The sequence below is a fragment of the Rhizobium johnstonii 3841 genome, assembly GCF_000009265.1.
Classification (GTDB): Bacteria; Pseudomonadota; Alphaproteobacteria; order Rhizobiales; family Rhizobiaceae; genus Rhizobium; species Rhizobium acaciae.
Map to the genome: position 1 here is coordinate 1,309,572 of NC_008380.1, position 25,535 is coordinate 1,335,106.

Sequence of the window (25,535 nt, forward strand, 5' to 3'; positions counted from 1 at the left end):
TAGAGATGACATCCAACGACGATATCCTCCGCGCGCTCGGCCGTGTCGAAGGCAGGCTGACAGGCATCGAGGAAAACGTCGCGCTTCTCCGCAACGAGGTCAGCGACGAAAAGGTGAGTGCCCACGACAGCCGCGCCGTGATCCACAAGCGGCTCGACGAACAGGCCAGGCAGATCGCCCATCTCGATACCAGGGTGGCGATCAGCGGCGGCGCGGATGCGCAGATCCGCGAGGAGATCAAGAGGCTCAAGGAGACCGTCGAGAAGAACCAGGAGGTGGTCGCGCCGGCGCTCGAAGAGTGGAAACGGATGAAATCGATCGGTTATGGCATTTCAGGCCTGATCGCCTTCGCCGGCCTGACGATCGGCGGGATGATTGCCTATGCGAGCGATGGCGCGGTGGCGGCGCTTCGGCATTGGTTGAAGATCAATTGATCGGCGAGCACCAGGGCGTCAGCAGACGCACTCAGCCCAAACCGAGGCAAACAAACCCCTAAATTTTAGACGTCGCCAACGAACAAATCTGCGCCCTGCTGGTTTTCCTCGCAGGAGGAAGCAGACATGAAGAGCATGAGCAATCGCCAAGTTCGCATTCCCGGCCCGCGAGAGCACGATGTTGCGGAACATTGCCGCAAATTCGGCATCGGCCCGGCCGAGGAGAAGAAGCTGAAGAAACTTCTCGGGTCGAGGGCGCCGCTGCATGAAATCCAGGCCAATGCTCCGCCGCGCCAGCCAAGGTGGCGTTAGGTGGTGAGGGCACAGAAGACGTTGCAGGTGATCATTACACGCTACATTACGGCAATGATTCAAAGATTGAGCGGAACAGAGCAGCGCCTTGACGCTCGCGAAAGGGGTGCTTTTGCGGGGTTCTGAAATGATCGATCTTGTTTAAGATGTCGGCCGAATCTTCGGCTTACTCCACTTGGATCCGCTGAAAGCCCCGCTCCGGCGGGGTTTTTCGTTGGCGTTGTGATGTGCCTGTCGGCTTTCGCCCGGCGGGAGCTTATCGGTGTGACGGTCGCAACGTGCCCGGGCAGGTTGTCGATGATCCCTCGGAGGAATTTCCGGGATCGTGGCGTGGCATCTCCGCCGGGGAACTTCCGACAATATCAGGGGTTTTGCCGGCGGATCGCGCGGCAGGTCTCGTCTCCTGTACCACTGCTACCCCTGCAGTTGCTGCGCGGTCCACTTCAAGCAGTTACGGAAGGACTTTGCTCCCGGCTATCGGCAGCGGGCAAAGCTGTCTGTCGCTCCCGACTCCGGTTTTAGAGCTTCACCCCTTGAAGACACTGCAATCCGCCGACCCCAGCACCTGCGATGGCTCACGAAGGAACAGCTGCGCGCCCGCAAAGCCGTCAACGCCGTGGTTGCCGCGACAGCATGAGGATGTAATCGTCGGCGATATCGGCAACCACCATGGCGGCTTCCGCAGCCGTGTATCCCCTGCCGATGGCGTCGCTGACGATCTTCATCACGGCAGGTTCAAGTGCTTCCCGGCAGTCGGACAGGCTTTCGACATGCGGGCTTTTTGGACGAAATTCCAAGACGTTATTCACGGCATACCCTCCATTCGATTGAGCTCGGGCCCTATGAAGGCAAGCCGGCCTCTCCGCAAGAAAAGCGGGCCACGGTTCCGGCGAGCTGCTTCAGGAACCAGAAGTGTTATCGTGACGCTACGATGGCATAGGAGCTGACGTATTCAAGCGCATGCTGATATTAAGGTAAGCCAGTAGGGTTAATTCGTCCGTTGCTGTTGCATCGTGGCATCGCAAGCAGGCGCAAAGGCTATAGAGGCTGCTGCATCTCGCCCAAAACCATACAGCGGTTTTGGGACAACGACATGCATCAAATAAAGACTTTAGCATTTGAACGCCTGCGAGGCTATTTTCTGCCCTAGACGCTGATACGCCGGCCGGCCTTGTCCGCCTCTTTGCGATTGGCGCCGTGTTTTTCGATGATGTCCTTGGCATCCTCGTTGGAAATGCGGTGTTTCTTCGCGAAATAGATGACGTCGTAGGGCGCGTCAGCCACGGCCGCTTTGGTGGGCTGGATCTTTTTCGTTGTGTCATTGGTCATGATTTTTCCTTTCAAGGCAATGTTGCGCCGGACATCAGCAGATGTCGCCGCGCGTCAGCGCTGGAACAGGATTTTTTTGGCTGGGTCGGCCCAAAAACCTGAATCCTGTTCTCAATTAAAGAGTTAGGGCATGATGTGGTCCGAAAACCGCTCACAGTTTTCGGCATCATGCTCTATCGGCTCCGGACCGAGTATCGGAGTTCTCAAGCCGGCATCGGCCGAAGAATTGGCCTCGCGCCGTTTATCGATGCGCTCGGGCCGTCTTGTGTTTTTCCCAGATCTGCGTCGCCTGCGCTGCGATCCCGGTCTTGTGGAAGCGCAGCAGGTGAAGTCCTTCGTTCCGTCGTTTTTCGTCGAAGGCGCTGTTTTCGTAGTCGGCGCCTTCGATGATCTTCTCGCTTTCGAGAACGGTCTTCAATTCCTGCACGTAGTGTCCGGTGATGTTGAAAAGGGCTTCAGTCTCGGGTGTGTCTGTCATCGTTTTCCCTGTGGGTGGTCGTGTGGCATTGAACGCGATGCTGGTTCAGCAAGCCGCGTTGGTAAGATGCATCAAGCAATCCGCGCCCCTATGGGAAGGCTGGTATCGGACAGCGCTTAGCCGTGTCTGTCTGGAGTTCCATATATCGTGCAGCAAAGCCGCGCCGAGAATCGATGGTGGAGGCGCGGCAGGTCTGAAGGCGGCACCTTAAACCACTTGCCTTCCCGATACCACGTCAATCGAAATATCGAAGAATATGGAGGGAGCAGGGTTGTCTTCGCTTTCCGAGTTTAGAGCAAGCGATCCGGGTTCCCACCAAAACGGCTGCTTTTGCAGGAGAGACCAGGCGTGGAGGCGTTCGTCATGCCGGGCCGGCGTATCGGTCAGCTCATCATAGGTGCCCTGAACAAGCACGCTTTTCCACGTTCGGTTTTCGCCGAATTCTTCAACCTGAACACAGGCGGGTGAATGGGCTCGCAATAGATCAATCTTCAGGCCCGGCATGGAAAATATGAAAAGCCGGTCTTTTTCATAGGCATGCTGGATGGGAACGATATAGGGATATTTCTCGCCGAGGCATGCCAGGTGGCCACGGGTGTGGCCTGCCAGAAAGGCGAGGCAGTCTTGTTCACCCATGTCTCGCAATTGCATCACGTTATCCAATTCCGTCAGCGTTTCAGCCCTTCGTTTGATAGGCAGCCAAGCGTCTTGGCTCGCCTATCAGAACACATCCTTGAGGAGGATATAGACGATAAAGGCCAGACAGATTGCTGGTGTCGATTTCACCAGAAAGTCGGTGTACCGGAACCTGCCGATATGCTGGGCGAGGCGTTTCCACGAATGGATGTTGACCGTGGAAGACATGATGCCCTCCTTTGGTTGGGGCCGGGTAACTCTGACCACCCCGGGAAGCAGCGCCCGTTCACAAACTGCCACTACACCAGATATGGGCGCCAATCATCTGCGCTGCAAGGCGTGGCGGATTGCCGGTCCGGCAGTGAGATCCCGCTGCTGTGCACGATCGCAAAGGGCGGCGCGGATGTGCCAGGATTGCTGGGTACGTCCATACACAATTGCCCTTCTACCTCAACCATTGCTTCGATCAGTTTCAGCCGATCGAGTTTCCGCCGTTGATCGTCGTAGAGCCTGCTGAGCAGCGCATAGGCCGATCCGGAGGGTCTGCCTTTGCGCAATAGTTTCCTGATCAGCATTTCCTGATCGGCAACGCGGTGCGCCGCCTTCACGATATGGCGACGCGCCAGCTTCAGGTCTTTCGGGCGGAATCGTGTCGAAACCATATGCTTTGCTCCCCCTGTCTCATCCCGCAGTAACAGGATGACGGCCGTTTCGCTCGGTGTTCCCCCGCGACTAGCGAAAATCCGCGGCCGTCAGCGTGAAGTTGTTTCCGCGTCGATGCTGATAGGCTCTCGATGCGGCCTCCTGAATGGAAGAGCGCGCCGCATCAAAGGCATTGAGATAGGCCGCCTCGGAAGAGTTCTGGGTGATCGCGTTGCCGAGGGCTGCCTCTTCGACCAGAAACCTGACTTCGAACATGCCGTCATAGCCGGTGAAGCGGACGCCTTTTCTCGCTTCGTCGAAGCTGCGGCTTCTATTGGGGAAAATAAGTGCCATTGCGGTTATCCTTGGAGTGGGCGCGGCCGATCTGCGGAACTCGGGCAGCGGTGGTGATGATGGATGCACGACGGAGCGAGTAGCTTGACGCCGGATGTCCAGCGATCAGCCTGCCTGCATGCCCGGGCGTCGGCAGATCTTAGTGGATGGTCTGCACGATAACCCGGTTTTCAAGCAAGGCTTCCGATGTCTTGATCAAGCGCATCGTACCCGTGATAACCTCATCGGAATAGAGCGAATCCGCACGGGAAATTTCGTCCGTCATATCGCGGAGAACTTTGTTGATCTCCAGCAGAGGCGGCACGAATTCCACCAATCCGGCGGCTGCCAGCCCGTGCGTCAGGCGCGCGATCGCCTCTCTCAGGTGATCGACCAGTGCACGCCTTTCCACCGGCAGTGCCGACGGCTTCGTGAGGGTCGCTTCATCGTTGAACTGCATGATGCGAATCCTCCTTTAGCTAAAATGGGTTCCGCCACGGCATTATCAATGGCGGCTGCCGAATGAGGTTGCGGTCAGCTTGCAATAAGCGCAAGCTAATTTATCGGCGGGCACGATACGGGCACCGCTGCTTGGGGCGCGCCAGTGATGCTAGAACAGGATGATTTTTGGGCCGGGTCGGCCTAAAATCTGAATCCTGTTCTACATTATATAGTTGGAGCATGATGTCGGCCGAAAACCGCTCACACTTTTCGGCATCATGCTCTGACGCCAGTGAACCCTAGCCCCAACGAAGGAGGACGCCATGTCTTCCACATCAGATCAGTTTTTCGGTGTCGACAATTTGAGGATGCTCGATCGTATCCTGCGAAAGGCCGGCTTTCGCGGCGGCGAAACCCATGCGGCCGATGATGGTGAGATCACCGCCACAAGTTTCCTCATTAGTTGTTTCCAGATGGGCGTCGTCGATGAAGCCGCGTTGAGGTCGTCGCTGAAAATGTATCTCGCGACACAGTTGAGTTCAGGCCCGCTTCCGCAGGCAATGGAAGACGGCTCCTTTGCCCGATGGCAGGATGACGGCGGTGCGCCGGTGAAAGCCCATCGGATCGCGCGGTATACGGCGTCCGGGCGTGCGGACGCACCGCTGCGGCCGCCAGCCTATCGCTTTCCCAAAACCAGGCTGCCTGAACGAGTATCCGAGATCCCGTGAACGGGCCTGCTGCGATATCGCCGGCAACCCCCGCCCGATCGTCGCGATGACATGACGAACAAGGAAGATGACATGTCTGGGATTCCAGCCGATCCAAAGGACAGGGCCAGGAAAAGCAAAATCATCGCCTTCTTGCGGAAAATCGCAACCTTAAGCCCGACTGCAGACGATCTCATAGCGCAGGCGCGTCAAGCGCGGTCATCGTCAGCGGAGGAGGGGATCGATAGTGCTGACAACCAAGCCTATGGTCTGGCGCGTCCACACAAAGGTCCGTTCGATAACGCGACGGCATTCAGTGCGTCCAGCTACGACCATGATCTCCCGACGCGGCAGCAATTGGAGGCCGCGCAACGCAGCCACTCCGATGCGGTAAAGCAGCAAGAGGCAAACCGCCAAACAGGCAAATTTCGTAGGCGTGCAAGGCGGACGAAGCTGAAATCTCCCTGAGCAGGAGGGACGGACGGCGCCCTATAGGCTTTTGCCGACTGAGCGGTGCTTGACTTCAAGGCCTCTCCGCCCCAGTCCGTTGAAAAGCCCGCGTCAGGCGGGCTTTTCTTGTTTGCAGCAAAAGCTCGGGCGGCCGTCAGGCCGCCCCAAACGGCACGGCGACGAAGGTCTTGTTGCCGTCGCGTTCGACGAGCAGCAGCACCGACTTGCGGCCGGCCTTGCCGGCATCGGCGATTGCGGTCTTGACGTCGCGGGCGTTGTGAACCGGTCTGTCATTCACCGAGACGATGACGTCGCCGGACTGGATGCCGGCGGCAGCCGCCGACTTGTCCGGGGCGACCTTGGCGACCACAGCGCCGCTGATCGAGCGCGGCAGGTTGAGCTCCTGGCGCACGTCGGGCGTCAGATCGGCAAGGCCGATGCCGAGGCTCGGCTGGCCGGTGCTCTGGCCTTGGGCGTCTGGGTTTTCGGCCGCCGCCTGCTTCTGGCTTTCCTCATTGGTGCCGACGGTGACGTTGAGATCGATCGTCTTGCCGTCGCGCCAGACGCTGAGGGATTTTTTGGCGCCCGGCGAAAGGTCGGCGACCAGGCGAGACAGGTCCTTCGGCGTCTTGACGGCCTCGCCGCCGACGGAAGTGACGATGTCGCCCGGCTTCAGGCCGGCATGGGCGGCCGGCGTATCGGCGGTCACGGCGGCAACCAGCGCGCCGCCTGTCTTGTCGAGGCCGACGGCATCGGCGACGTCCTTGGTGACCGGCTGGATCTGCACGCCGAGATAGCCGTGATCGATCGAACCGTCCTTCTGCAGCTTGGCGACGATCGCCTTGGCCTCATCGGAAGGAATGGCGAAACCGACACCGACGCTGCCGCCGTTCGGCGAATAGATGGCGGTGTTGATGCCGACGACATTGCCGCTGCGGTCGACCAGCGGACCGCCGGAATTGCCGTGGTTGATCGGCGCGTCGATCTGGATGAAATCGTCATAGGGCCCGCTGTGCAGGTCGCGGCCGCGCGCCGAGACGATGCCTGCCGTCACCGTGGTGCCGATGCCGAAGGGGTTGCCGATCGCCAGAATCTGATCGCCGAGCTTCAGCCTGTCGGAATCGCCCCAGGCAATGGTTTGCAGCGGCTTGCCCGCTTCTATCTTCAACACGGCGACATCGGATTTCGGATCGGTGCCGATCAGCTTGGCCGGCAGTTCCGTGCCGTCATCCAGCGTCACCTTGATGTCGACGGCATTGTCGATGACATGGTTGTTGGTGACGATCACCCCGTCAGGGCTGATGATGAAGCCGGAGCCGAGCGCCATTGCCTGCTGCGAAGGCCGACTTTTCGGCGCCTGGCGCGGCAGCGGGATGCCCTGGTCCTCGAAGAACTGGCGGAACTGCTCGTCCATCGGCGATTCCTGCTCTCCGGCGCTGACATCGGTCGCCTTCATCGTCGTGGTGATGGTGACGACGGCAGGCTTGTCGGCATCGACGATGGAGGCGAAGGAGCCGCTCGGCGCGAGAATGCCGCCGGTATCAGAGGGCGCAGCAACGGCATTGGATGCGTAAATGGCGAAGGGCAGGCAGGCTGCGCCGGCGATGATGGCGGCCCCGACAAGGGCTGCGGTGCGATGGTTGCGGAGGATGTGTGACATGGTGGTGATCCCTTGGGCGATGGTCCCTTGCGAGAGCGTTGGCTTGGATGGCGTCGTGGTTCCATGTCCTGGGACCTGGCGTCGGATGGCGTTTGGCGCCAATTCCTCCTGGGAACGCGCAGTCGTCGGGGGCGGCGACCGGGGGGAAGAGAAGAATTGGCGCTCGGGATTCATATGATCCCACCAAGCGGATTTACAAATTAAAGTTTGATCATGTTTATATTGCCGATTTGTAAGATATGACCGGAATTTAATCTTCGCTCACCCAGCGTTTGAGCGTCTCAAAAATTCCGGCCTGATTTTGCTTCGCTTGGCGTCCTCCGCGATGTTTTCATTCGAAAATAAATGGACTTATTCCCGGAAGGGGTGATCCGTTCGCCGCATGCATCCGTAATTTGCCGACAGACGATCTTGTTGCTCTTTCCGGACGTTATATTCCCGGATCCTGTTGCGAATATAAAATGTTAGTAGACTCTAAATTATTTCTTCTTCAGAAAGTAAAAGCCGCGAATCGAGGGCACGCGAGTCTCGCGGGCGACGTATAAGGGGCGATGAGGGCAGCAGTGGAGCGGGGGCGGAAAGCCAGGCGCGGCGCGCAGGTGAAGTTGAGCGATGTGGCGAAGAAGGTGGGGGTCAGCCCCATCACGATTTCGCGCGCGCTTCGCAATCCCGAAATCGTCTCGGAGGATCTGCGCCAGACCATCCTGCGCACGGTAGACGAGATGGGGTATATCCCCAATCTTGCCGCCCGGGCGCTGGCCGGCCGCCACAACGGAACTGTCGGCGTCATCACGCCCGCATTGCACCAGCACGGCTTCGCCGGCCTGATGCTCGGCATCGAGGATCGCTTGCGCGCCACCGAATTCGGCGTGCAGTATTCCAACACGCTCCACCATGCCGACGGCGAGGCCGGTCAACTGAAATCCTTCCTGATGCAGAAGCCGGCGGGCGTCATCATCGCCGGCGCCGAATCCTATCACGATCTTCTGCCGCTGATCGAAAAAGCCGCCTGTCCGATCGCCCATATCACCGATCTCAGCCAGGAGCCGGAAAGGCTGGTCGTCGGCCTTGACCATCATGCGGCAGGCGCCGAACCCACCCGCTTCCTGCTGTCGAGGGGCTATCAGAGGATCGGCTTCATCGGCGGCGGCACGGATGTTCGCTCCCGCCGCCGCAGAGAGGGCTATGAGGCCGCGATGCGCGAAGCGGGCCGTTTCGATCCCGATCTTGCCATCGGCGCGGATGCGGCGGGCACCACCGGTCTCGGAAGGGAATTGTTGACCCGCCTGTTGGCGCGCGTGCCCGATATCGATGCCGTCTTTGCCCAGAACGACGAACTGGCGCTCGGCGTGCTCATCGAATGCGGCGTGCGCGGCATCCGCGTGCCGGAGAATTTCGGCATCTGCGGCTTCAACGATCTGGAATTTTCGGCCTTCACCGAGCCTTCGCTGACGACAGTGCACATACCGCGCTACGAAGTCGGCTACCGCGTCGCCGATATGCTGCTGCGCGCCGTCCGCAGCGAGCCGCCCGGCGAAGAAAAGGTCGATTGCGGCTTCTCCGTCATCCCACGCGGCTCGACGCGCTAGTCTAGAGCGGTTCAGTTTTTCATGGAAACGCAGAACCGCTCTAAGTTTTTGTTTTTACGCAATTCCGTACGGAAAGCCGCTTCACACTTTTCCTGGAATTGCTCTGGCGCAGCTTGACGCGGCAATCTGGTACGATCTGCCAGCTTTGTGTCTGCCGATATCAGCCCAGTGTTCCTGCAAATCGTTCCGGCCACCGCTCACGTTGAAAAACCTCCGTCAGGAAGTCGATGAACACCCTTGTCTTGGAGGGCAGCAGGGTGCGGTTTGCATAATAGATCGAAATCGGGCCTGCATCGGCATACCATGCCGGGATCAACCGGATCAGCTCGCCGCTCTCCAGATAGGCAAGAGCATCCGCCTTGGCGATCATCGCGACACCAAGGCCGAGAAATGCTGCGGATCGCATTGCCGCGGGATCGTTGACGACGATCGTCTCTTTCAAGGCCGCAGGCTGCTCATCTCCGGCAAGATTGCGCATCTGCCGCTGGTGAATTCGACCCGTCCGCATCGAGCGCATGACGATACCATCGAGTTCGCGCAGGCCGGACGGATCATCAGGCGGAACCCGATCGCCGATATATCCCGGTGATGCCACGGGGATAATATGAGCAGGCGCCAATGGCCTGGCGATGATACCGGGCGACAATTCGAACCCTCCGCCGATCGCAGCATCATAGCCCTCGGCGATCAGATCGACCTGTCTGTTTTCGAACATCCATTCCGGCCGGATCATCGGATATCGCCGCATGAACTCCGGCAATAGCGGAAGGATGTAGCCGATGCCGAGTGTCGGGCTCATGCTGAGTTTCAGCACGCCGGATGGTTCGGACTGTTCGTTCGATGCCTCCGAGATCGCTCCCTGAAGGCTGTCCAGATGGTCACGGATTGAAAGCAGAAAGCGCTCGCCTGCTTCCGTGAGCGTCAGACTTCGGGTGCTTCGTTGAAACAGCCTGAGCTTCAGGTTGCCTTCAAGGGCTGCGACATTGCGGCTGACCGCCGCCGGCGTCAGGCCGAGCCGCCGTGCCGCCGAGGAGAAGCTCCCAAGCTCGGCGCTGCGCACGAAGGATTCCAGGTTTGCAAGCGTCTCCATGCTACGGCTTTCAATGAATGCTTGAAATTGATAACAGGTAATTCCGTCTAATCACAAGGGAATAACGAGGCGATATTCGCTCCATCGAAGCCAAACAATGGAGTTATCGCAATGACCATCGGTATCATTGGCGCCGGCAATATCGGCTCCGCCTTCGCCCGAGCCCTTGCCCGCAACGGCATCGCTGCCACGATCTCAAACAGTCGCGGCCCTGACACATTGCAGGAACTGACCGAGGAGCTATCCCCGCACATCACCGCCGGGACGATCGAAGAGGCGGCGAAAGCCGACCTCGTCCTTGTCGCCGTGCCCTGGTCGAAGCTTCCCAAGGCATTGGCGGGCCTTCCCGATTGGGCGGGCCGCATCGTGATTGACGCCAACAACCCCATCGAAGCACCGCTGTTCAAACCGGCCGAGCTGAATGGCCGCCTGTCGACGGAAGTCTTCGCCAGCCTGGTGCCTGGTGCTCGCGTCGTGAAGGCATTCAACCATCTCCTGGCGAATCTGGTTTCAGCCGATCCCCGCGCCGAGGGCGGTAGCCGCGTGCTCTTCTATTCCGGCGACGATGCCCAATCGAAGGCCGAGGTGGGGGCGCTGATCTCCAGACTGGGCTTTGCCGGCATCGATCTCGGGCCGATTTCGATCGGCGGCAAGCTCGCGCAATTCCCCGGCGGGCCGTTGCCCGTCCTCAATCTCGTCAAATTCGCATGAACAGCGATCGGCCGGATCAATCCGGCCGATCTGCTCGAACTAGGCACAGCCCAGATTATTCCCTATACCGAGGGAATGATGATCACTGTGCTGAAAAATGGATAGTACGGGACTGTCTCTCGACAGAATGCGCACCTTTGTCCGCGTCGCCGAACGCGGCAACCTGTCGATGGTCGCAAGAGAGCTGGGTATCGGTCAATCCACTGTGACACGGCACCTCAACGAACTTGAGGAGGCTGTCGGCGTACCGCTTCTCACCCGAACCACGCGACGCGTCACCCTGACCGACGAGGGTAGCCGCTATTATACCAACTGCCTGCAGATATTACGGCTGGTCGAACAGGCTGCTGAAGAAGCAAGAGATGCCCGGCAGGCCCCCGCGGGCGCTGTTCGGCTTTCGTGTACGGCAGCGCTCGGCGTGATGCACATCACGCGCCTGATCTTCGATTTCCAGGACAAGCATCCGGACATCCGGGTCGATCTCAACCTGACGGACGAGCGTATCGACCTGGTTCGCGAAGGCGTCGACTTGGCACTCCGTCTCGGGCCTCTCGCCGACAGCGCGATGAAACTTCATGCGCTCGGCGAAAGCCATCGGCTGCTGGTGGGCGCACCGACCTATTTGTCCGTCCACGGCCGGCCGGAGCGCCCAGCCGATCTGTCACGCTACGAAACCGTCGTGATGTCCAATGTGGCCGGCAGCGATCAGCTCGTTCTTACCTCTCCCGATGGCACAAGCCTGATGATCCCCGTCAGCGGCAAGTTGCGCGTCGATCACGGGCTTGCGGCGCGCGAAGCCTTTGCCGCCGGACGCGGCATTGGTCCCGCACACCTCTGGCTGGTCCACGATCTTCTGGACGACGGCCAGCTCGAGGTCGTGCTTGGCGACTATCGTCCTTTATCGGTTCCTGTGAGCTTGCTGATCGTTCCAGAGCGTGCCGCCATTGCCCGCGTTCGGCTTCTCGTCGACTTTCTTGTCGCCGAGGTTTCCAGATTACCGGGAATCCGGCCCTCCTAATTAGAGACCGAAAGACCGCTTATCGCCACGCCACCCCGTCTTCCGCAGATACTGCTCCCAGTTGAGCGTGTCGGGGTTCAGGCGACGGCTCCATTCGAGGTCGTGCTCCTTGCCGAAATAGCCATATTCGACAGCATATTCGACCATCCCGAGAAGCTCTCGAACGAGAAGTTCGTTGGCGGCAAATTCTGGAAAATAGTGCAGCAGGCCATCCCGGGTGAACGCGTTTCGATACTCGGCCTTGCGGCCGGTCACGCGCTGAAAGGTTTCGATCATCTCGCGCGGAGAAATGATGTCGCCAAGCACCGGCAGTGTTTTTCCGTTGTAACGCGCGGGGTTTGAGAAAATTTCAAGCACGACCGGCCCGGTCGCCGTCAGCGGATCGACAAAAGGCGCTCGGAAATCTTCAGGAAGATAGACCGGCAGGAGCAGCGTATCGCCCTCCATGCGCGGCACATAATATTCGAGCAGATTCGTGTAGAAGAATGCCAGCATGACGAAGGAATGAGAGATCGGCAGGCCGCGAATATAGTCGGCAACGCGCGCTTTGTCGGTAAAATGCGGCGCATACTGCGCCCCATTGGTGATCTCGTCGACATTCTCAAGCGTGCTGAAAACTAGATGGCCGACGCCAGCCTCAACGGCGGCATCCGCCAGTTGCCGGCCGAGAGGGGTCTCGATTGTCTCCGGCGGGGCGATCGGCGGCGTCATCAGAAATGCACCGTCCGCGCCTTTGAATGCTGCGACGAGATCTTTCTGAAGGCCAAGTTCGAGAGGGACGGTTACGATTTCAGCGCCACGTTTCTCCAGATGCAAAGCTTCAGGCGAATCCTTTTTCCGGGTGAAAGCTCGCACCCGGAAACGTTGGCTCTCAAGGAGTGCCGCGGCGACGCTGCGCCCCTGTTTGCTCGTTGCACCGGCAATCGCGATCAGTGGCTTTTCATGTGCAGACATAGAGCTTTAAACCTTTCCCTGTCATTGACGCCGACTGCGGTGCCAGGCGTCATTTTGCGGAGAGGACGGTCGGCCTGTGCCGAGAGCCCACCTCAATGGCGGGCACCTTATCGCAACAGGTTCTATGGCTATAGATATCTGAAATACATAACATAATGCCATTTTATGGATAAATGGCGCCGGCCAGCGCGGATACAAATCGGTTCGCCATCCCGATCAGAACGTCGAAACCGGCGCCGGGATGACCGCAAGCGCCGGAACCGATCCACGGACTCCGGCGCTGTTTCGCCGAGCAATCAGGGTATCAACAGAATACTGCCCGCCGAGCGTCCGGACTCCATCTCTTCGTGCGCCTTGGCAACATCGGCCAAACGGTATTCGGCACCGATCTGCGAAACGATCCCTGTTTCCATCGCGCCGACGGCAGCCAGAGCAGCCTCGCGATACTGTCCGATGTCAGCGCACCAGGCCATGATGCTCGGATGGCAGAGCGCCTTGCCTGGGCGAAGTTCCTCGACGGGCACCGGTGGAATAGCACCGGCGGCCTGACCGATGGTAACAGCCATGCCGAATGGGCGGACAGAGCGTATGCTCTTGAGAAGCGTGTCGCCGCCGATCCCGTCATAGGCGACGTCGACACCAAGCCCGTTCGTCAGCCGCTTCACGTCTGCGACGATATCGGCCCCTCGTCCAACGATAAGGTGATCGGCTCCATAAGATGCGGCGAGTTCTGCCTTTTCGGCGGAGCCGACTGTCCCGATCACGGTAGCATCGAGCGATCTGGCCCAACGAACGAGGATGCTCCCAAGCCCGCCCGCGGCCGCATGAATCAGAACCTGAGTTCCTGCACGCACATTATAGGTCTTCTTCAACAGCATGTAGGCGGTCATGCCTTTGAGCAGCGAACTCGCTGCCGTTTTCGCCGAAACGGCATCTGGAAGCTTGATCGCCCTTTCGGCGGCAATGTTCCTGGTGGAGCGATAGGCACCCACCGGAGGCCCTCCATAGGCAACGCGGTCACCCTTTTGGAACAGGGAGACGCCGGGACCGACATCCTCGACGATGCCCGCCGCCTCGGCGCCGATCACCGCGGGGTAGGAGGGCATGGGGTAGATGCCCTTGCGGTGATAGACGTCGAGAAAGTTGGTTCCGATTGCCTGATGACGGATTTTTAGCTCGCCATTGCCGGGAGCTTCTGAAGGGTGATGCTCCTCGACATGGAACTGGGTGACGTCACCGGGGGCATTCAGCCATATGATTTGGTCGGTCATCTCTCATACTCCTTCATGGGCACAAACTAATCGATGGCCTAATGTGTGAAAATTCCCTATTGCTTCACAATGATTGGGAGAGAATTCACAAAAATCGACTGGGACGACCTTCGGCATTTCCTGGCGCTCGCGCAGTCGGGAACGTTGCTTGGTGCCGCAAAGCAGCTCGGCGTCGAACACGCGACGATCAGCCGGCGCGTCTCGTCGCTTGAAACCAGCCTGGGTCGCAAACTCGTAGACCGCCGCGGACGACGCATCATGTTGACCTCCGACGGGGAGCAGGTTGCCAGGCACGCTGCTCTTGTGGCGGCGCAGACTGCGGCAATCGAGCAGCTTGGCCGCAGCAGCGCCACGGAATTGCGCGGCCATGTGAGGATCAGCGCGCCACCCGCTCTCTCAAGCGTGCTGCTGGCAAAGCCGATCGCAGCCCTCAGGCGAGACCATCCGGGTGTTGAGATCACGCTTGTCGGAGAAAAGCGCCTCGCGTCGCTGAACAGACGAGAGGCGGATATCGCCGTGCGAATGTCGCGTCCCGAAGACGGCGATTACGCCATCGTCAAGCTCGGCGAAACAAGCTTCCATCTCTACGCGTCGAAGACCTATCTCGAGACGGTTTCCCCGTCGGAGTGGACCTTCATCGGTTACGACGAAACCATGAACGCCTCGCCGCAGCAACTGCGGTTGACCGAACTGGCGGCCGGCCGGCCGATCGCCGTGCGGTCGTCCGTTCTGGAATTTCAGGCCGCAACCGCAAGCCTTGGCGCCGGTGTCGTCATGCTCCCCGATTTCGCCGTCCTGGAGTCCAGCGGTCTCCAGCGCATTGCGACCGAACAGGCTTTGACAAGAGAGGTTTGGCTGGTTGTCCATTCTGACATCAAAGACGTCCCCTCCGTCCGCGTCGTCGTCGATGCGCTGAAAAACGCTCTCGGGAAGTAGTCCGCTCAATTGGCTTGAGCACCACCCGGGCGGCTGGTCGTCGAGCGAGTTTTTCGTTGTTAATGTGCGACTTGGGACGCTGCCGACATCAATTCCTCGGAATTCGGTGCCTTGAATGTCTGGAGCCCAGCTTCCAGAACTTCAGTGAAGCTCCAGCGTACGATGCCCTCCCGGTCGATTAGGAACTGACCGACAAGCTGCCCGTGGTCGGCAGTCATCATCTGCTGATCGGCTTCCGTAATTTGATATCCTTCCTTCTCGTTGAGAAATTCGTCCATTGCCATCACGCTCATAGGCTCGGGCAACTCGCCCGGAAGGTCGATCCGTATCGCCATGACCGTGTCGATCCCGACCTCGCGTAAGCCGAAGGCTTGGTGCGAAGCCCGTCCCGGGTCGGAAGCAGCAAGAAGATCGGGTATCGGATGGTAACGGAAATAGAGCCGCGCGCGTTCGACCGGGGTGTTTACCACCGCCAGGGATTGGACGCCTTTCTCACGCAGCATCGGGTTGAGATATGCCATGGCCGCGACATGGCGCCGGCAGAACGGACAATGCAGGCCTCGAAACAAACCGATCAACAATGGGCTGCGGCCGCGAAAATCATCAAGTGCGATCTTCCCCTCGCTTGAGATCGCGTCAAACACAACGTTCGGAACCCGGTCGCCCGGTTGTAGCGGATGGTCGACATAGCGCGTGGACATGGACAACCTCCTCGCTCGGGGATCAGTCGAGAAAAGGCGCCACGTTCAGTGCTTCGAGGTCGAGATTGAGCGTTGTGAAACCTGACCTCTCGTCTTACCGCACCGCCAGGATCCGATCTAAGAATGGCCCCACATTGGCCCGCGGGCAAGCGGTAAACAGCGAATCGTGAATTGAAAAAGTCCGTTTTCTGCAAACTCTGATTTTTTAGCGGCCGTAGAGGCCGACAGGGAATCCGCCAGCCAGCGGGTTCGGCTGCGGTGAGGGGCCAGTCTTGCTGGCCCCTTATCCCTTATGCCTTGTCAGATGTCGCTTGCGGCACTCGACCAGAGATCGGCCGCTTCGGCTGCCGTCATGCGACGTACCTCGGCCTCATGGCTGCGGCTGGCGAAGAGCTCGCTCGCCATGATCTGCTCGGCCAGATCGGCCGGAAGCGAGAGGATGACGCGGGCTTCGCCATTGTGCAGGCCGCCGAGTTCCGTTCGCTTGCCGGTCACCATGCCGCCGGCGACCGTGTTGTTTGTCTCCGGATCGATCAGGATGAAAGAGCCGGAAAGCCGGTTCTGCTCATAGGGGTCGAAGATCGCCGCCTCATCGAAGACGAGCCGGACTTTGCCGATGGCGTTCATGTAGAGCCGCTGGGCGGCGTTCCAGGTGCCGGTCTTCAGCTCCAGCTGGCTGAGCGGCTGCACCTGCACGCGCTGGCGGCGGCTGCCGCTCTTCAGCCAGTAGCGTTTTCCGGGCTCGATGCCCTCAGGCTGCAGCGCGACGATCTGCGCGTCGAAGGCAAGGCCGACCTGCGGCTGGGCGTCGATCGAAACGATCATGTCGCCGCGCGCCACATCCACTTGGCGGTCGAGCACCAGCGTGATCGCGTCGCCGGCAACGGCGGCGTTGCGGACGAGATCGAAGGTGACGATCTTGGAGACGTTGGCGACCATGCCGGACGGCAAGATCATGACGCTGTCGCCCGGCTTGACTGAGCCGCCGGCAACCGTGCCCTGATAGCCGCGGAAGCTTTCGCCGGGACGCGAGACGCGCTGGACCGAAAGGCGGAAGCCGACCGTCTGCGACGAGCGCACCGTGGCAAGCTCCAGCGTTTCCACCAGCGTCGGGCCGGTATACCAGGGCATGGCGGCCTGGCCGGAATAGACGACGTTTTCGCCCTTCAGCGCCGACATCGGAATGGCGGTGATCTGCTTGACGCCGAGCGACAGGGCAAATTCCCGGAAGTCATGGCTGATCTTGTCGAAGCCGGCGCGGTCATAGCCCGTCAGGTCGATCTTGTTGATCGCGAGCACGAACTGCTTGATGCCGAGCAGCGAGGCGATCGTCGCGTGACGGCGGGTCTGCTCCAGAATGCCGAAGCGCGCATCGATCAGCAGGATGGCGAGATCGGCGGTCGAGGCGCCGGTCGCCATGTTGCGGGTATATTGCTCGTGGCCGGGGGTGTCGGCGACGATGAAGGAGCGCTTGTCGGTCGAGAAATAGCGATAGGCGACGTCGATTGTGATGCCCTGTTCGCGCTCGGCCTGCAGACCGTCGAGCAACAGCGCGAAGTCGGGTAGGCCGAGATCGTTCTGCTTGCCGGTGGAATCGCGCTGCAGCGTGGCGGCCTGGTCTTCCTTGACCGCCTTGGTGTCCCAGAGCAGGCGGCCGATCAGGGTCGACTTGCCGTCATCGACGCTGCCGCAGGTGATGAGGCGCAGCGGCCTGGTATCGCGCAGGGCCTTGAGCGGCTCGGCGGCGGGCAGGTTGACGACGGTTGCGGCCGAGACGGCGGTTTGGGCTGCGGTCATCTCAGAAATATCCTTCACGCTTCTTTTTTTCCATGGAGCCGGACTGGTCGCGATCGATGGCGCGGCCCTGGCGTTCGGACACCGTTGCAATTTCGAGTTCGGCAATCACCTCTTCGAGGGTGGTGGCCTGTGAGCGGATGGCGCCGGTCAGCGGGAAGTCGCCGAGGGTGCGGAAGCGGATCATGCCTTCCTGGCGGACTTCGCCGGGCAGCAGTTCGAGGCGCGGATCCTCGGCCAGGATCATCATGCCGTCGCGCTCCACGAAAGGCCGCTTCTTGGCGTAGTAAAGCGGCACCAGCGGAATGTCCTCGGCCTGGATGTAGCGCCAGATATCGACCTCCGTCCAGTTCGAGAGCGGGAAGGCGCGCACGCTCTCGCCCTTGCGGATCATGCCGTTATAGATGTTCCAGAGTTCCGGCCGTTGGTTGCGTGGATCCCAGCGATGATCGGGCGTGCGGAAGGAATAGATCCGCTCCTTGGCGCGGCTTGCTTCCTCGTCGCGCCGTGCGCCGCCGAAAGCCGCATCGAACTGGCCGGCATCGAGCGCCTGGCGCAGCCCCTCGGTCTTCATGATGTCGGTGAAGGCGGCCGATCCATGCGTGAACGGCGTGATGTTTTCGGCCTTGCCGCGCGGATTGATGTGCTCGATCAGATCGAGATCGTACTTCTTCGCGGTCTCGTCGCGGAAGGCGATCATCTCGGAAAATTTCCAGCCGGTGTTCACATGCAGCAGCGGGAAGGGGACGCGGCCGGGATAGAAGGCCTTGCGCGCCAGATGCAGCAGCACCGAGGAGTCCTTGCCGATCGAATAGAGCATGACCGGGCGCTCGAATTCGGCCGCAACCTCGCGGAAGATGTGGATGGATTCGTTTTCCAGCGCTTTCAGATGCGGGTCGAGCGGCGCCTTGGCGCTCTGCGGATTGCTGAGTTCCGTATCCGGACGGCTATCGGGCATGTCTTACTCCAGGCTATCGGTCGTTTGCGGCTCACCGCAAAACTTGATGTTGGCTTTCCCAGGGAATGTTGACTTTCCCAAGGCTGCGGCGGTCGCCGCGCCCTGATTGGGAAAGCCGTGGGGTGGTTTACTGTGCGGTGATCGCTGCGGCCTCTTCGGCGACATGCAGGCCGCATTCGCGCGTTTCGTCCTGCTCCCACCACCAGCGGCCGGCGCGTTCCGGCTCGCCGGGCTTGATCGCCCGCGTGCAGGGCTCGCAGCCGATCGAGGGATAACCGCGAGCGTGCAGCGGATTGATCGGCACGCCGTTTGTGGAAACGAAGGCCTTGATCGCCTCCAGGTCCCAGTCGGCGAGCGGATTGACCTTCAGCAGGTGGCGTTCAGCGTCGTATTCGGCAAAAGGCGTTTCGGCGCGGTTGGCCGATTGGCCGCGGCGCAGGCCGGTGACCCAGATCGCAGCACCTTCGAGGGCACGCGCAAGCGGCTTCAGCTTGCGCATGCCGCAACAGGCATGCCGGGCCTCGACGCTCTCATAGAAACCGTTGAGGCCGTATTGCGCCGCATAGGCGTCGATATCGGCCTTCTCGGGCTCGAAGCGATGGATATGGATGTCGTACTGGCTTTCGGTCTCTTCGATCAGCGACAGCGTCTCGGCAAACAGCCGGCCGGTCTGCAGCGTCGCGATATCGATCGGCAGGCGGTGCGTGCCGATCTCGGCGGTGATCACCTGGTCCTCGATGCCGAGTGACGTCGTGAACACCACGCGGCCGCCAAGGCCGGAGACCAGCGACAGACGTCCGGCAAGGTCGAGACCCGCCAGTCTGTCGTTCAGCGCCTCGGCTTCCGCAATCGGCCCTTCTTCCGCAATCGCATTGATAGCAGTCATGAGAATCCTGTCCTTTGTTGCCAGGAGTATCGCAGTTCACGCATGGATCGGACAGAAAAAGGGATTTCGAAAGCTGCGGCCGGAGGAGCAAATATCTCTCCGAAGCTGCCGCGATGCAGAAAAGCAGCCGCCTGCGGATGAAAATCCACATCGGCAGCTCGAATGTCTATAGAAATAGTAGAGTTACACGCAGCCTGTCAATCCGAAATCTGAAGTGATGCCGAAAATGGTGCAGAAGGCGCGGTTTTGGCATAGATTAAGCGCACTTGGCCGAGAGCAAAAAACAAGGTCAAAACGCTTGTCTCTCAAGGCTTTCTCCGGCGCGTTCAAATTCCGTTCATGCTGGTTGTGCCATAGAGGCAAAAGAACTTCCGTAGCGGTGCGAAGATTCGTGCCGCCTGTGTGTGTCGATGGTCAAAAATGATTACGCAAAAGGCGAAATATGCGCTGCGGGCGCTCACGGTCCTGGCTGATGCCGATGCCGACGAACCGGTGATGATTTCAGATATCGCGGCGCAGCAGAAGATCCCGAAGAAGTTCCTCGAACAGATCCTGCTCGACCTGAAACATCACGGCGTCGTCGCCAGCCGTCGCGGCAAGCAGGGCGGTTATCTTCTGCTGAAGCCCGCCCACACCATCACCTTCGGCGAGATCCTGCGCATCATCGATGGTCCGATCGCACCGCTTCCGTGCCTGTCGATCACCGCCTACCGCCGGTGCGACGATTGCGACGGCGAACAGAACTGTCAGATCCGCCACGTCTTCGCCAAGGTCGCCGACGCCACCCGCAAGGTGCTGTTCTCGACGACCATCGCCGATGCCATCGCCCCAAAGCACAGCGCCGAAGTCACCCGGCTGCTGGCTTGAGCTTTAGGGTTACGTCAGGAACAAATAAACGACGATTGTCTCGACCCTACGGCCGGAGACCTCCTATCGTATAGCCGCCATCAACGGTGATCTCTTGCCCGGTGACGAAGTTGGCGTCTTCGGAAAGCAGCCAGGCGACGGTCCCCGCAAGATCCTCCGATGTCCCGTTTCGCCCAAGAGGCGTGTGCGCGGCGAGGCGTGCGGCAAAAACCGGATCGATAACATCATCTGCCATCGGGGTCAGAATGATGCCTGGATTGATGGCATTGATCCGGATGTTTCGAGGACCTTGCTCCACCGCGAAGGTGCGCATCATGGCAAGCAAGGCCCCCTTCGTGCTTGCGTAGGCTCCCGCACCCGGCATCACGCCGCCTGCCGTCCACGAGGCGTTGATGAGGATGCTGCCTCCTTTCAGAAAGGGTAGGCAGTGCTTGAGCGTGAAGAATGTCCCTCGAAGGTTGGTGGCGATCAGCGCGTCGAAATCATCCGCATCGGTCACCGCCAGTGGCTTGAATTCGCCGAGAACCCCGGCATTGGCAAACACGGCGTCCAGGCGTCCGAAGCGTTCGATCGTCTGCTCGACAGTCGCCGCGACGGCTTCGTTATCTGCAATATCGCAAGCAATCGCGATTGCCGCACCGCCCGATGCCTCGATCTCCGACAGCAGCTGACGGATTGGATCGGGGCGGCGGCCGACGAGGGCAATCTGTGCACCTTCGGCCACCAGGCGAAGGGCAGCGGCCCGCCCCATACCCGTTCCAGCACCTGTAATGAGAACCGTTTTGCCGATGAATCGGGTTTGCGTCATGTCTTGCTCCTTGAAATGAATTGCGTCATGGCCGTTGTAATTCCAGCGACATTCCATGATAATTGGAGAAATTTCGTATTCATTTGAAAGCAGAATTATCGAATGGGCCTTTTTCGCTCCATGCAGGTGTTTGTCACGACGGTGCAGGAAGGCTCGATGAGCGCAGCATCGGTGAAGCTCGGCATATCGCCGGCGATGGTTGGGCAACACGTGGCCGCACTGGAAGAGCGGCTTGGTACGCGCCTTCTAAACAGAACCACGCGTCGCCAGAGCTTGACCGATTTCGGCATGAGCTATGTCGAGCAGTGCAGGGACATCCTGGAGCGCGTAGCAATTACGGATCAGGACGCGGAGGCATCGCAGACGAAACCGCGAGGGTTATTGAGGATCACGGCACCGACGACTTTTGGGGCAGAGGTTTTAATGCCGGCTTTGCATCGTTATCGAAAGCTTGCCCCTGACGTGACGCTGGATATTACCTTGACGGATCGCAACGTCGATATCGTCGAAGAAGGTTTCGACATTGCTATCCGCATTGGAGAGTTGCCCGATAGCCGCCTCATCGCGCGTCATCTCGCTCCCTATCGAATGATGATTTGTGCTTCACCCGATTACCTCGAAAGGCACGGGAATCCCGGCCATCCAAGCGAACTTTCCGGCCACGAAACCATCGGCTTTACCCCGGCAGCACGGTCGCCATGGAAGCTGTCGAAAGGCAAGGATGAGGTCGAAGTCGTCCCTAAAACGGCAATCACCGTCAACAGCGGTCAGGCTGTCCGCATGGCCGCTCGGGCTGGACTGGGTGTCATCATGCAGCCATCCATTCTCCTGACGTCGGATACTCAGGCTGGCCTTCTCGTCCGGCTCTTCCCGGATTGGCATCTGCGTGAGCGGCCCATGTCGCTCATCTACCACCGTGATCGACGCATGACCCCGCGCTTGCGCAGCATCATCGCCTTTGCCATTGCAGAATTCGGCGCGGAACCTGTGGGCCAGGCATATCGTCCTGCCGAATGACCTGAAGTCATTTGCCGGCAGAGACGCCTCTTGCTTCAAGATTTGGTGAAATCCCTTTTCTTCCAGTCGGGATGCTCCACCTGCCTGCCTATGCTGGTAGGGAGAGTATCATGCTTGGAATTTCAGCACAGCGGATCGTGGCTGCGGCCATATTCTCGGCGGCCCTCGCGACAGGTGCTGCCGCTCATCACGGCTGGTCGTGGGCCGAGGCGGATCAGATCGAACTGCGCGGCACCATCGAGAAGATCTCCATGGGTGGACCGCATCCGACGCTCGATGTCGCCACCGCCGATGACGGCGTCTGGCTCATCGAACTCGGAAATCCGCGCCAGACGGAACGCTCCGGTTTCGTCGAAGGTGTGGCCAAGCCCGGCGACAAGGTGGCGGTCCTTGGAAACCGTTCGCAGGATCCAAAAGAGAAGCGGCTGAAGGCCGTGCGCCTCACCATCGGCGAGAAGCGCTACGATATCTATCCCGACCGCATCAAGACGAACTGACCTCTGGGCGAACTGAGCTGTGATCGACATTCTCGAATGGCTGTCGGCAACGACACCTGCGGTCGCGCTCCGGCGCTCCGGAACACTCTACATGTTCGTCAACGCAGCCCATATCCTGGCGATCGGCCTTCTCGTCGGCGCCATCCTGCCGCTCGATCTGAGGCTCGCCGGCTTCTTCCGCAAGGTGCCGGTTGAGATCGTCGCGCCGTTTCTGTCGCGCTCCGCCGGCGTCGGCCTTGCCGCGGCTATTGTCACCGGCTTCTGCCTTTTCAGCGTCCGGGCGGTCGAATATGCCGGCAATCCCGCTTTCCTCGCCAAGCTTTGCCTGATCGCGCTCGGCCTTCTCAACCTGTCGATCGTGCACCTCGGGCGAGGCTGGAACACGGCTGTTTCATCAGGAATCGTCCGGCCCGGCCTGCGTGTGTTCGCCGCCCTGTCGGCCGCGATCTGGATCGCTGCCGTGATCGCCGGACGGTGGATCGGATTTCTCTGATGTGATCGCTCCCGATTTCTCAACCCCGGCGCATATGAATTGCGTCAGGTGGAGGGGAGTTGAATATAACACGACGATCCATCATATTGCATTGCAATTGCAACGCATGAGGAAGTCATGAAAACGGCATCGCTCCCGTCCCTTCGCGTGGATCCTGAATTGCGCGCTGCCGCCGAAAGCGTTCTCAAAGAAGGCGAGAGCCTGTCGTCGCTGATAGAGGACTCTCTTCGCCGCCAGATCGATTATAGAAAAACCCAAGCGGAGTTCATCGCACGCGGTCTGGCCGGTTTGGCGGAAGCGCAGCGGACCGGTGTGTTTTACACAACGGACGACATTCAGAAGTTGATGCGCAAAAAGCTTGAAAAGGCGAAAGCTCGTAAATCAGCGCAGCAGAAATGACCTTCGAGCTAAAGTACACCCAGACCTTCTATGAAGATCTGGACCGGCTCGCCGATTTTCTGATCGAACGTGATCCGGATTTGGCGGAACGTGCCCTCAACGCCATCCAAAAAGCGCTGATGATACTCCAGGATTTCCCGCTTATGGCCAGACGCGCATCTGCGGATGATCCTTTGCTGCGCGAACTCGTCGGACCATTCGGTTCAGCCGGATATGTCATTCTTTTCAAAGTGGTGAGCGAAACGAGCGTCATTGTGCTCGCCGTCCGTCACCAGCGCGAAGAAGATTACCACTGACTATCTGTCGCTGACGGCCGCGCGCGGATTGATCCACGGCTCCTGGTTCGAGCGTGCCAGCGGCTGTTTGCCGAGGATATGGTCGGCCGCTTTCTCTCCGGTCATGATCGAGGGGCCGTTCAAGTTGCCATAGGTGACATGCGGGAAGATCGAGCTGTCGGCGACGCGCAAGCCATCGATGCCGATCACCCGTGTTTGTGGATCGACCACCGCCATCGGATCGTCCTTGGCGCCCATCCGGCAGGTGCCGCAAGGGTGATAGGCGCTTTCCAGATGTTCACGCAGGAAGGCGTCGATCTCTTCGTCGCTTTGCACGCCTTCGCCCGGCTGGATCTCCGGCCCGCGATAGTCGTGAAAGGCGCTCTGGCCGAAGATTTCGCGGGTGAGCCGCACGCAGTGGCGGAATTTTTCCCAATCCTCGGCATGGCTCATATAGTTGAAGCGCAGCACCGGATCGGCCTTGGGATCGGCGGAGCGTAAGCTCACGCTGCCGCGCGATTTCGACAGATTATAGCCGACATGAACCTGGAAGCCGTGGCTTTTCGCCGCCGCCTTGCCGTCATAGCTGATCGCCACCGGCAGGAAATGATACTGGATATCGGGCTGCTTCAGCCCGGGTGCCGAGCGCAGGAAGGCGCAGGCTTCGAACTGGTTGGAGGCGCCGAGCCCGCCGCGCGAGAGCAGCCACTGGGCGCCCGCCACCCCCTGCCAGAACCACGGCAGCCAGGAATAGAGCGACACCGGCTTGGTGCTGACCTGCTGGAAATAAAATTCCATATGGTCCTGCAGGTTGGCGCCGACGCCCGGCCGGTCGGCCTTCACCGCAATGCCCATGTCCTGCAGATGTTGGCCGGGACCGATACCCGAGAGCATCAGCAGCTTCGGCGAATTGAACGAGGAGGCCGAGACGATCACCTCGCGGTTCGCCTTCACCACCTCGATCCTGCCGTTGCGTTCGATCTCGACGCCGGTCGCCCGCCCGTCCTCGATCACGATCCTCTGCGCCAGGCCGTAGACGATCTTGACATTGTCCCGCTTCAGCGCCGGTTTCAGATAGGCGTTGGCGGCAGACCAGCGGCGGCCGCCGAAGATGGTCTGCTCCATCAGCCCGAAGCCTTCCTGCTTGCTGCCGTTGTAATCTTCCGTCGTCTCGAAGCCGGCCTGTTTGCCGGCCTCGACGAAGGCTTGGAAGAGCGGATTGGTGAAACCGCCGCGCTGGACGTGCAGCGGCCCGTCGGTGCCGCGCCAGCCTTCTTCGCCGCCATGCGAATGTTCCATCCGCTTGAAATAGGGAAGCACGTCGGCATAGGCCCAGCCGCTGGCGCCGAGCTCCTCCCAGCGATTGAAATCCTCGGCATGACCGCGCACATAGACCATGCCGTTGATCGACGAGGAGCCGCCGATCACCTTGCCGCGCGGCGCGGTGATGCGCCGGTTGTTGAGGTTCGCCTCCGGCTCGGACAGATAACCCCAGTTATAGCGCTTCATGCTCATCGGCCAGGCAAGGGCTGCCGGCATCTGGATGAACGGCCCAAAATCGCTGCCACCCGCCTCGATGACGATGACGCTGTTCTTGCCGCCTTCCGACAGACGGTAGGCGAGGGCGGAGCCGGCGGAGCCCGAGCCGATGATGACGAAATCTGCTTGCATAGTCTTGTTCCCTCGAGCTGCCATCATCCGGCTGCTTCTTGTTTTCCCAGAGCCTGCCCCTCATCCGCCTGCCGGCACCTTCTCCCCGCTCGCGGGGAGAAGGGGATATGCCGCACCGCCTTCCTTAACCTCGACGCTGCTTTAGGGCACGTCCCCTCTCCCCGCGCGCGGGGAGAGG

The 25,535-nt window shown here is 60.0% G+C and carries 32 protein-coding genes; 14 read left to right on the forward strand and 18 right to left on the reverse strand.

What is annotated here, in order from left to right; genetic code table 11:
* Positions 1 to 5 precede the first annotated feature (5 nt).
* Both RL_RS06475 and RL_RS06480 read left to right on the forward strand, forming a co-directional pair.
* Positions 6 to 434, forward strand: a complete 429-nt coding sequence (locus tag RL_RS06475) for a hypothetical protein (protein ID WP_011650968.1) — start codon at positions 6 to 8, stop codon at positions 432 to 434.
* Between the two features lie 126 nt (positions 435 to 560).
* A complete protein-coding gene (locus RL_RS06480) occupies positions 561 to 746 on the forward strand; it encodes a hypothetical protein (protein WP_003546334.1) in 186 nt (61 codons plus the stop codon).
* A 608-nt stretch (positions 747 to 1,354) separates the two neighbouring features.
* Here RL_RS06480 and RL_RS06485 read toward each other — a convergent pair.
* The 8 genes from RL_RS06485 to RL_RS06515 all read right to left on the reverse strand — a co-directional run bounded on the left by RL_RS06485 (position 1,355) and on the right by RL_RS06515 (position 4,624).
* Entirely contained in the window at positions 1,355 to 1,555 is a 201-nt protein-coding gene (locus tag RL_RS06485; protein ID WP_028741618.1) for a hypothetical protein, read from the reverse strand.
* Positions 1,556 to 1,892: 337 nt separating this feature from the next.
* Positions 1,893 to 2,075 carry a DUF3606 domain-containing protein gene (locus RL_RS06490; protein WP_041936223.1) on the reverse strand — a complete coding sequence of 61 codons (183 nt, stop codon included), beginning with the start codon at positions 2,073 to 2,075 and terminating at the stop codon, positions 1,893 to 1,895.
* Between the two features lie 241 nt (positions 2,076 to 2,316).
* Positions 2,317 to 2,553, reverse strand: coding sequence for a hypothetical protein (locus RL_RS06495; protein WP_011650969.1), 237 nt, complete (start codon positions 2,551 to 2,553; stop codon positions 2,317 to 2,319).
* Between the two features lie 207 nt (positions 2,554 to 2,760).
* Complete coding sequence (locus RL_RS06500) at positions 2,761 to 3,204, reverse strand: pyridoxamine 5'-phosphate oxidase family protein (protein WP_041936224.1); 444 nt, start codon at positions 3,202 to 3,204, stop codon at positions 2,761 to 2,763.
* A 69-nt stretch (positions 3,205 to 3,273) separates the two neighbouring features.
* Positions 3,274 to 3,417 (reverse strand): hypothetical protein, encoded by a 144-nt coding sequence (locus RL_RS40070; protein WP_165422407.1) that lies wholly within the window; start codon positions 3,415 to 3,417, stop codon positions 3,274 to 3,276.
* Positions 3,418 to 3,488: 71 nt separating this feature from the next.
* Positions 3,489 to 3,851 (reverse strand): hypothetical protein, encoded by a 363-nt coding sequence (locus RL_RS06505; RefSeq protein WP_011650971.1) that lies wholly within the window; start codon positions 3,849 to 3,851, stop codon positions 3,489 to 3,491.
* A gap of 70 nt (positions 3,852 to 3,921) precedes the next feature.
* On the reverse strand, positions 3,922 to 4,185 hold the full coding sequence (locus RL_RS06510) for a DUF1488 domain-containing protein (RefSeq protein WP_011650972.1): 264 nt from the start codon (positions 4,183 to 4,185) through the stop codon (positions 3,922 to 3,924).
* A gap of 139 nt (positions 4,186 to 4,324) precedes the next feature.
* On the reverse strand, positions 4,325 to 4,624 hold the full coding sequence (locus RL_RS06515; RefSeq protein WP_011650973.1) for a hypothetical protein: 300 nt from the start codon (positions 4,622 to 4,624) through the stop codon (positions 4,325 to 4,327).
* A gap of 304 nt (positions 4,625 to 4,928) precedes the next feature.
* Here RL_RS06515 and RL_RS06520 point away from each other — a divergent pair, with 304 nt between their 5' ends.
* On the forward strand, positions 4,929 to 5,333 hold the full coding sequence (locus RL_RS06520) for a hypothetical protein (RefSeq protein WP_011650974.1): 405 nt from the start codon (positions 4,929 to 4,931) through the stop codon (positions 5,331 to 5,333).
* 72 nt (positions 5,334 to 5,405) lie between these two features.
* Positions 5,406 to 5,780, forward strand: a complete 375-nt coding sequence (locus RL_RS06525) for a hypothetical protein (protein ID WP_028741616.1) — start codon at positions 5,406 to 5,408, stop codon at positions 5,778 to 5,780.
* 136 nt (positions 5,781 to 5,916) lie between these two features.
* On the opposite strand, the gene RL_RS06530 is transcribed toward RL_RS06525, so the two are convergent.
* Entirely contained in the window at positions 5,917 to 7,422 is a 1,506-nt protein-coding gene (locus RL_RS06530) for a DegQ family serine endoprotease (RefSeq protein ID WP_011650975.1), read from the reverse strand.
* 551 nt (positions 7,423 to 7,973) lie between these two features.
* On the opposite strand from RL_RS06530, the gene RL_RS06535 reads away from it, so the two are divergent.
* A complete protein-coding gene (locus RL_RS06535; protein WP_032992595.1) occupies positions 7,974 to 9,011 on the forward strand; it encodes a LacI family DNA-binding transcriptional regulator in 1,038 nt (345 codons plus the stop codon).
* Between the two features lie 160 nt (positions 9,012 to 9,171).
* Here RL_RS06535 and RL_RS06540 read toward each other — a convergent pair whose 3' ends face one another.
* A complete protein-coding gene (locus RL_RS06540) occupies positions 9,172 to 10,101 on the reverse strand; it encodes a LysR family transcriptional regulator (protein WP_041936225.1) in 930 nt (309 codons plus the stop codon).
* A gap of 111 nt (positions 10,102 to 10,212) precedes the next feature.
* Here RL_RS06540 and RL_RS06545 point away from each other — a divergent pair, with 111 nt between their 5' ends.
* Both RL_RS06545 and RL_RS06550 read left to right on the forward strand, forming a co-directional pair.
* Entirely contained in the window at positions 10,213 to 10,812 is a 600-nt protein-coding gene (locus RL_RS06545; protein WP_011650978.1) for an NADPH-dependent F420 reductase, read from the forward strand.
* Between the two features lie 97 nt (positions 10,813 to 10,909).
* On the forward strand, positions 10,910 to 11,830 hold the full coding sequence (locus RL_RS06550; RefSeq protein WP_011650979.1) for a LysR family transcriptional regulator: 921 nt from the start codon (positions 10,910 to 10,912) through the stop codon (positions 11,828 to 11,830).
* Here RL_RS06550 and RL_RS06555 read toward each other — a convergent pair whose 3' ends face one another.
* Positions 11,831 to 12,784, reverse strand: coding sequence for an NmrA/HSCARG family protein (locus RL_RS06555; protein WP_011650980.1), 954 nt, complete (start codon positions 12,782 to 12,784; stop codon positions 11,831 to 11,833).
* A gap of 296 nt (positions 12,785 to 13,080) precedes the next feature.
* A complete protein-coding gene (locus tag RL_RS06560) occupies positions 13,081 to 14,055 on the reverse strand; it encodes a quinone oxidoreductase family protein (RefSeq protein WP_011650981.1) in 975 nt (324 codons plus the stop codon).
* A gap of 69 nt (positions 14,056 to 14,124) precedes the next feature.
* Here RL_RS06560 and RL_RS06565 point away from each other — a divergent pair, with 69 nt between their 5' ends.
* Positions 14,125 to 14,991 carry a LysR family transcriptional regulator gene (locus tag RL_RS06565; RefSeq protein WP_041936226.1) on the forward strand — a complete coding sequence of 289 codons (867 nt, stop codon included), beginning with the start codon at positions 14,125 to 14,127 and terminating at the stop codon, positions 14,989 to 14,991.
* A 59-nt stretch (positions 14,992 to 15,050) separates the two neighbouring features.
* On the opposite strand, the gene RL_RS06570 is transcribed toward RL_RS06565, so the two are convergent.
* From RL_RS06570 to RL_RS06585, 4 genes are all read right to left on the reverse strand, one after another.
* A complete protein-coding gene (locus tag RL_RS06570) occupies positions 15,051 to 15,692 on the reverse strand; it encodes a peroxiredoxin-like family protein (protein ID WP_011650983.1) in 642 nt (213 codons plus the stop codon).
* A 300-nt stretch (positions 15,693 to 15,992) separates the two neighbouring features.
* Positions 15,993 to 17,489 (reverse strand): sulfate adenylyltransferase subunit CysN, encoded by a 1,497-nt coding sequence (gene cysN, locus RL_RS06575; RefSeq protein ID WP_011650984.1) that lies wholly within the window; start codon positions 17,487 to 17,489, stop codon positions 15,993 to 15,995.
* Position 17,490: 1 nt separating this feature from the next.
* A complete protein-coding gene (gene cysD, locus RL_RS06580; RefSeq protein WP_003546395.1) occupies positions 17,491 to 18,444 on the reverse strand; it encodes a sulfate adenylyltransferase subunit CysD in 954 nt (317 codons plus the stop codon).
* A gap of 127 nt (positions 18,445 to 18,571) precedes the next feature.
* On the reverse strand, positions 18,572 to 19,330 hold the full coding sequence (locus RL_RS06585) for a phosphoadenylyl-sulfate reductase (RefSeq protein ID WP_011650985.1): 759 nt from the start codon (positions 19,328 to 19,330) through the stop codon (positions 18,572 to 18,574).
* A gap of 420 nt (positions 19,331 to 19,750) precedes the next feature.
* Between RL_RS06585 and RL_RS06590 the strand changes: the two genes are divergently transcribed.
* Positions 19,751 to 20,197, forward strand: coding sequence for an RrF2 family transcriptional regulator (locus tag RL_RS06590; RefSeq protein ID WP_003546399.1), 447 nt, complete (start codon positions 19,751 to 19,753; stop codon positions 20,195 to 20,197).
* Positions 20,198 to 20,243: 46 nt separating this feature from the next.
* On the opposite strand, the gene RL_RS06595 is transcribed toward RL_RS06590, so the two are convergent.
* A complete protein-coding gene (locus tag RL_RS06595) occupies positions 20,244 to 21,005 on the reverse strand; it encodes an SDR family NAD(P)-dependent oxidoreductase (protein WP_011650986.1) in 762 nt (253 codons plus the stop codon).
* A gap of 102 nt (positions 21,006 to 21,107) precedes the next feature.
* Here RL_RS06595 and RL_RS06600 point away from each other — a divergent pair, with 102 nt between their 5' ends.
* The 5 genes from RL_RS06600 (at position 21,108) to RL_RS06620 (ending at position 23,707) form a co-directional block, all read left to right on the forward strand.
* The gene (locus tag RL_RS06600) at positions 21,108 to 22,022 is read left to right on the forward strand and encodes a LysR family transcriptional regulator (RefSeq protein WP_003546402.1); all 915 of its coding nucleotides are present in this window, start codon (positions 21,108 to 21,110) and stop codon (positions 22,020 to 22,022) included.
* A gap of 110 nt (positions 22,023 to 22,132) precedes the next feature.
* Complete coding sequence (locus tag RL_RS06605; protein ID WP_032992592.1) at positions 22,133 to 22,519, forward strand: DUF6152 family protein; 387 nt, start codon at positions 22,133 to 22,135, stop codon at positions 22,517 to 22,519.
* Positions 22,520 to 22,538: 19 nt separating this feature from the next.
* Entirely contained in the window at positions 22,539 to 23,012 is a 474-nt protein-coding gene (locus RL_RS06610) for a DUF6644 family protein (RefSeq protein WP_011650988.1), read from the forward strand.
* Between the two features lie 117 nt (positions 23,013 to 23,129).
* Positions 23,130 to 23,411 (forward strand): YlcI/YnfO family protein, encoded by a 282-nt coding sequence (locus RL_RS06615; RefSeq protein ID WP_011650989.1) that lies wholly within the window; start codon positions 23,130 to 23,132, stop codon positions 23,409 to 23,411.
* Positions 23,408 to 23,707 carry a type II toxin-antitoxin system RelE/ParE family toxin gene (locus RL_RS06620; protein ID WP_011650990.1) on the forward strand — a complete coding sequence of 100 codons (300 nt, stop codon included), beginning with the start codon at positions 23,408 to 23,410 and terminating at the stop codon, positions 23,705 to 23,707. The genes RL_RS06615 and RL_RS06620 overlap by 4 nt, the downstream gene beginning before the upstream one ends.
* Here RL_RS06620 and betA read toward each other — a convergent pair whose 3' ends face one another.
* A complete protein-coding gene (betA, locus tag RL_RS06625; protein WP_011650991.1) occupies positions 23,708 to 25,357 on the reverse strand; it encodes a choline dehydrogenase in 1,650 nt (549 codons plus the stop codon). It abuts the gene before it with no gap.
* Positions 25,358 to 25,535: the final 178 nt, after the last annotated feature.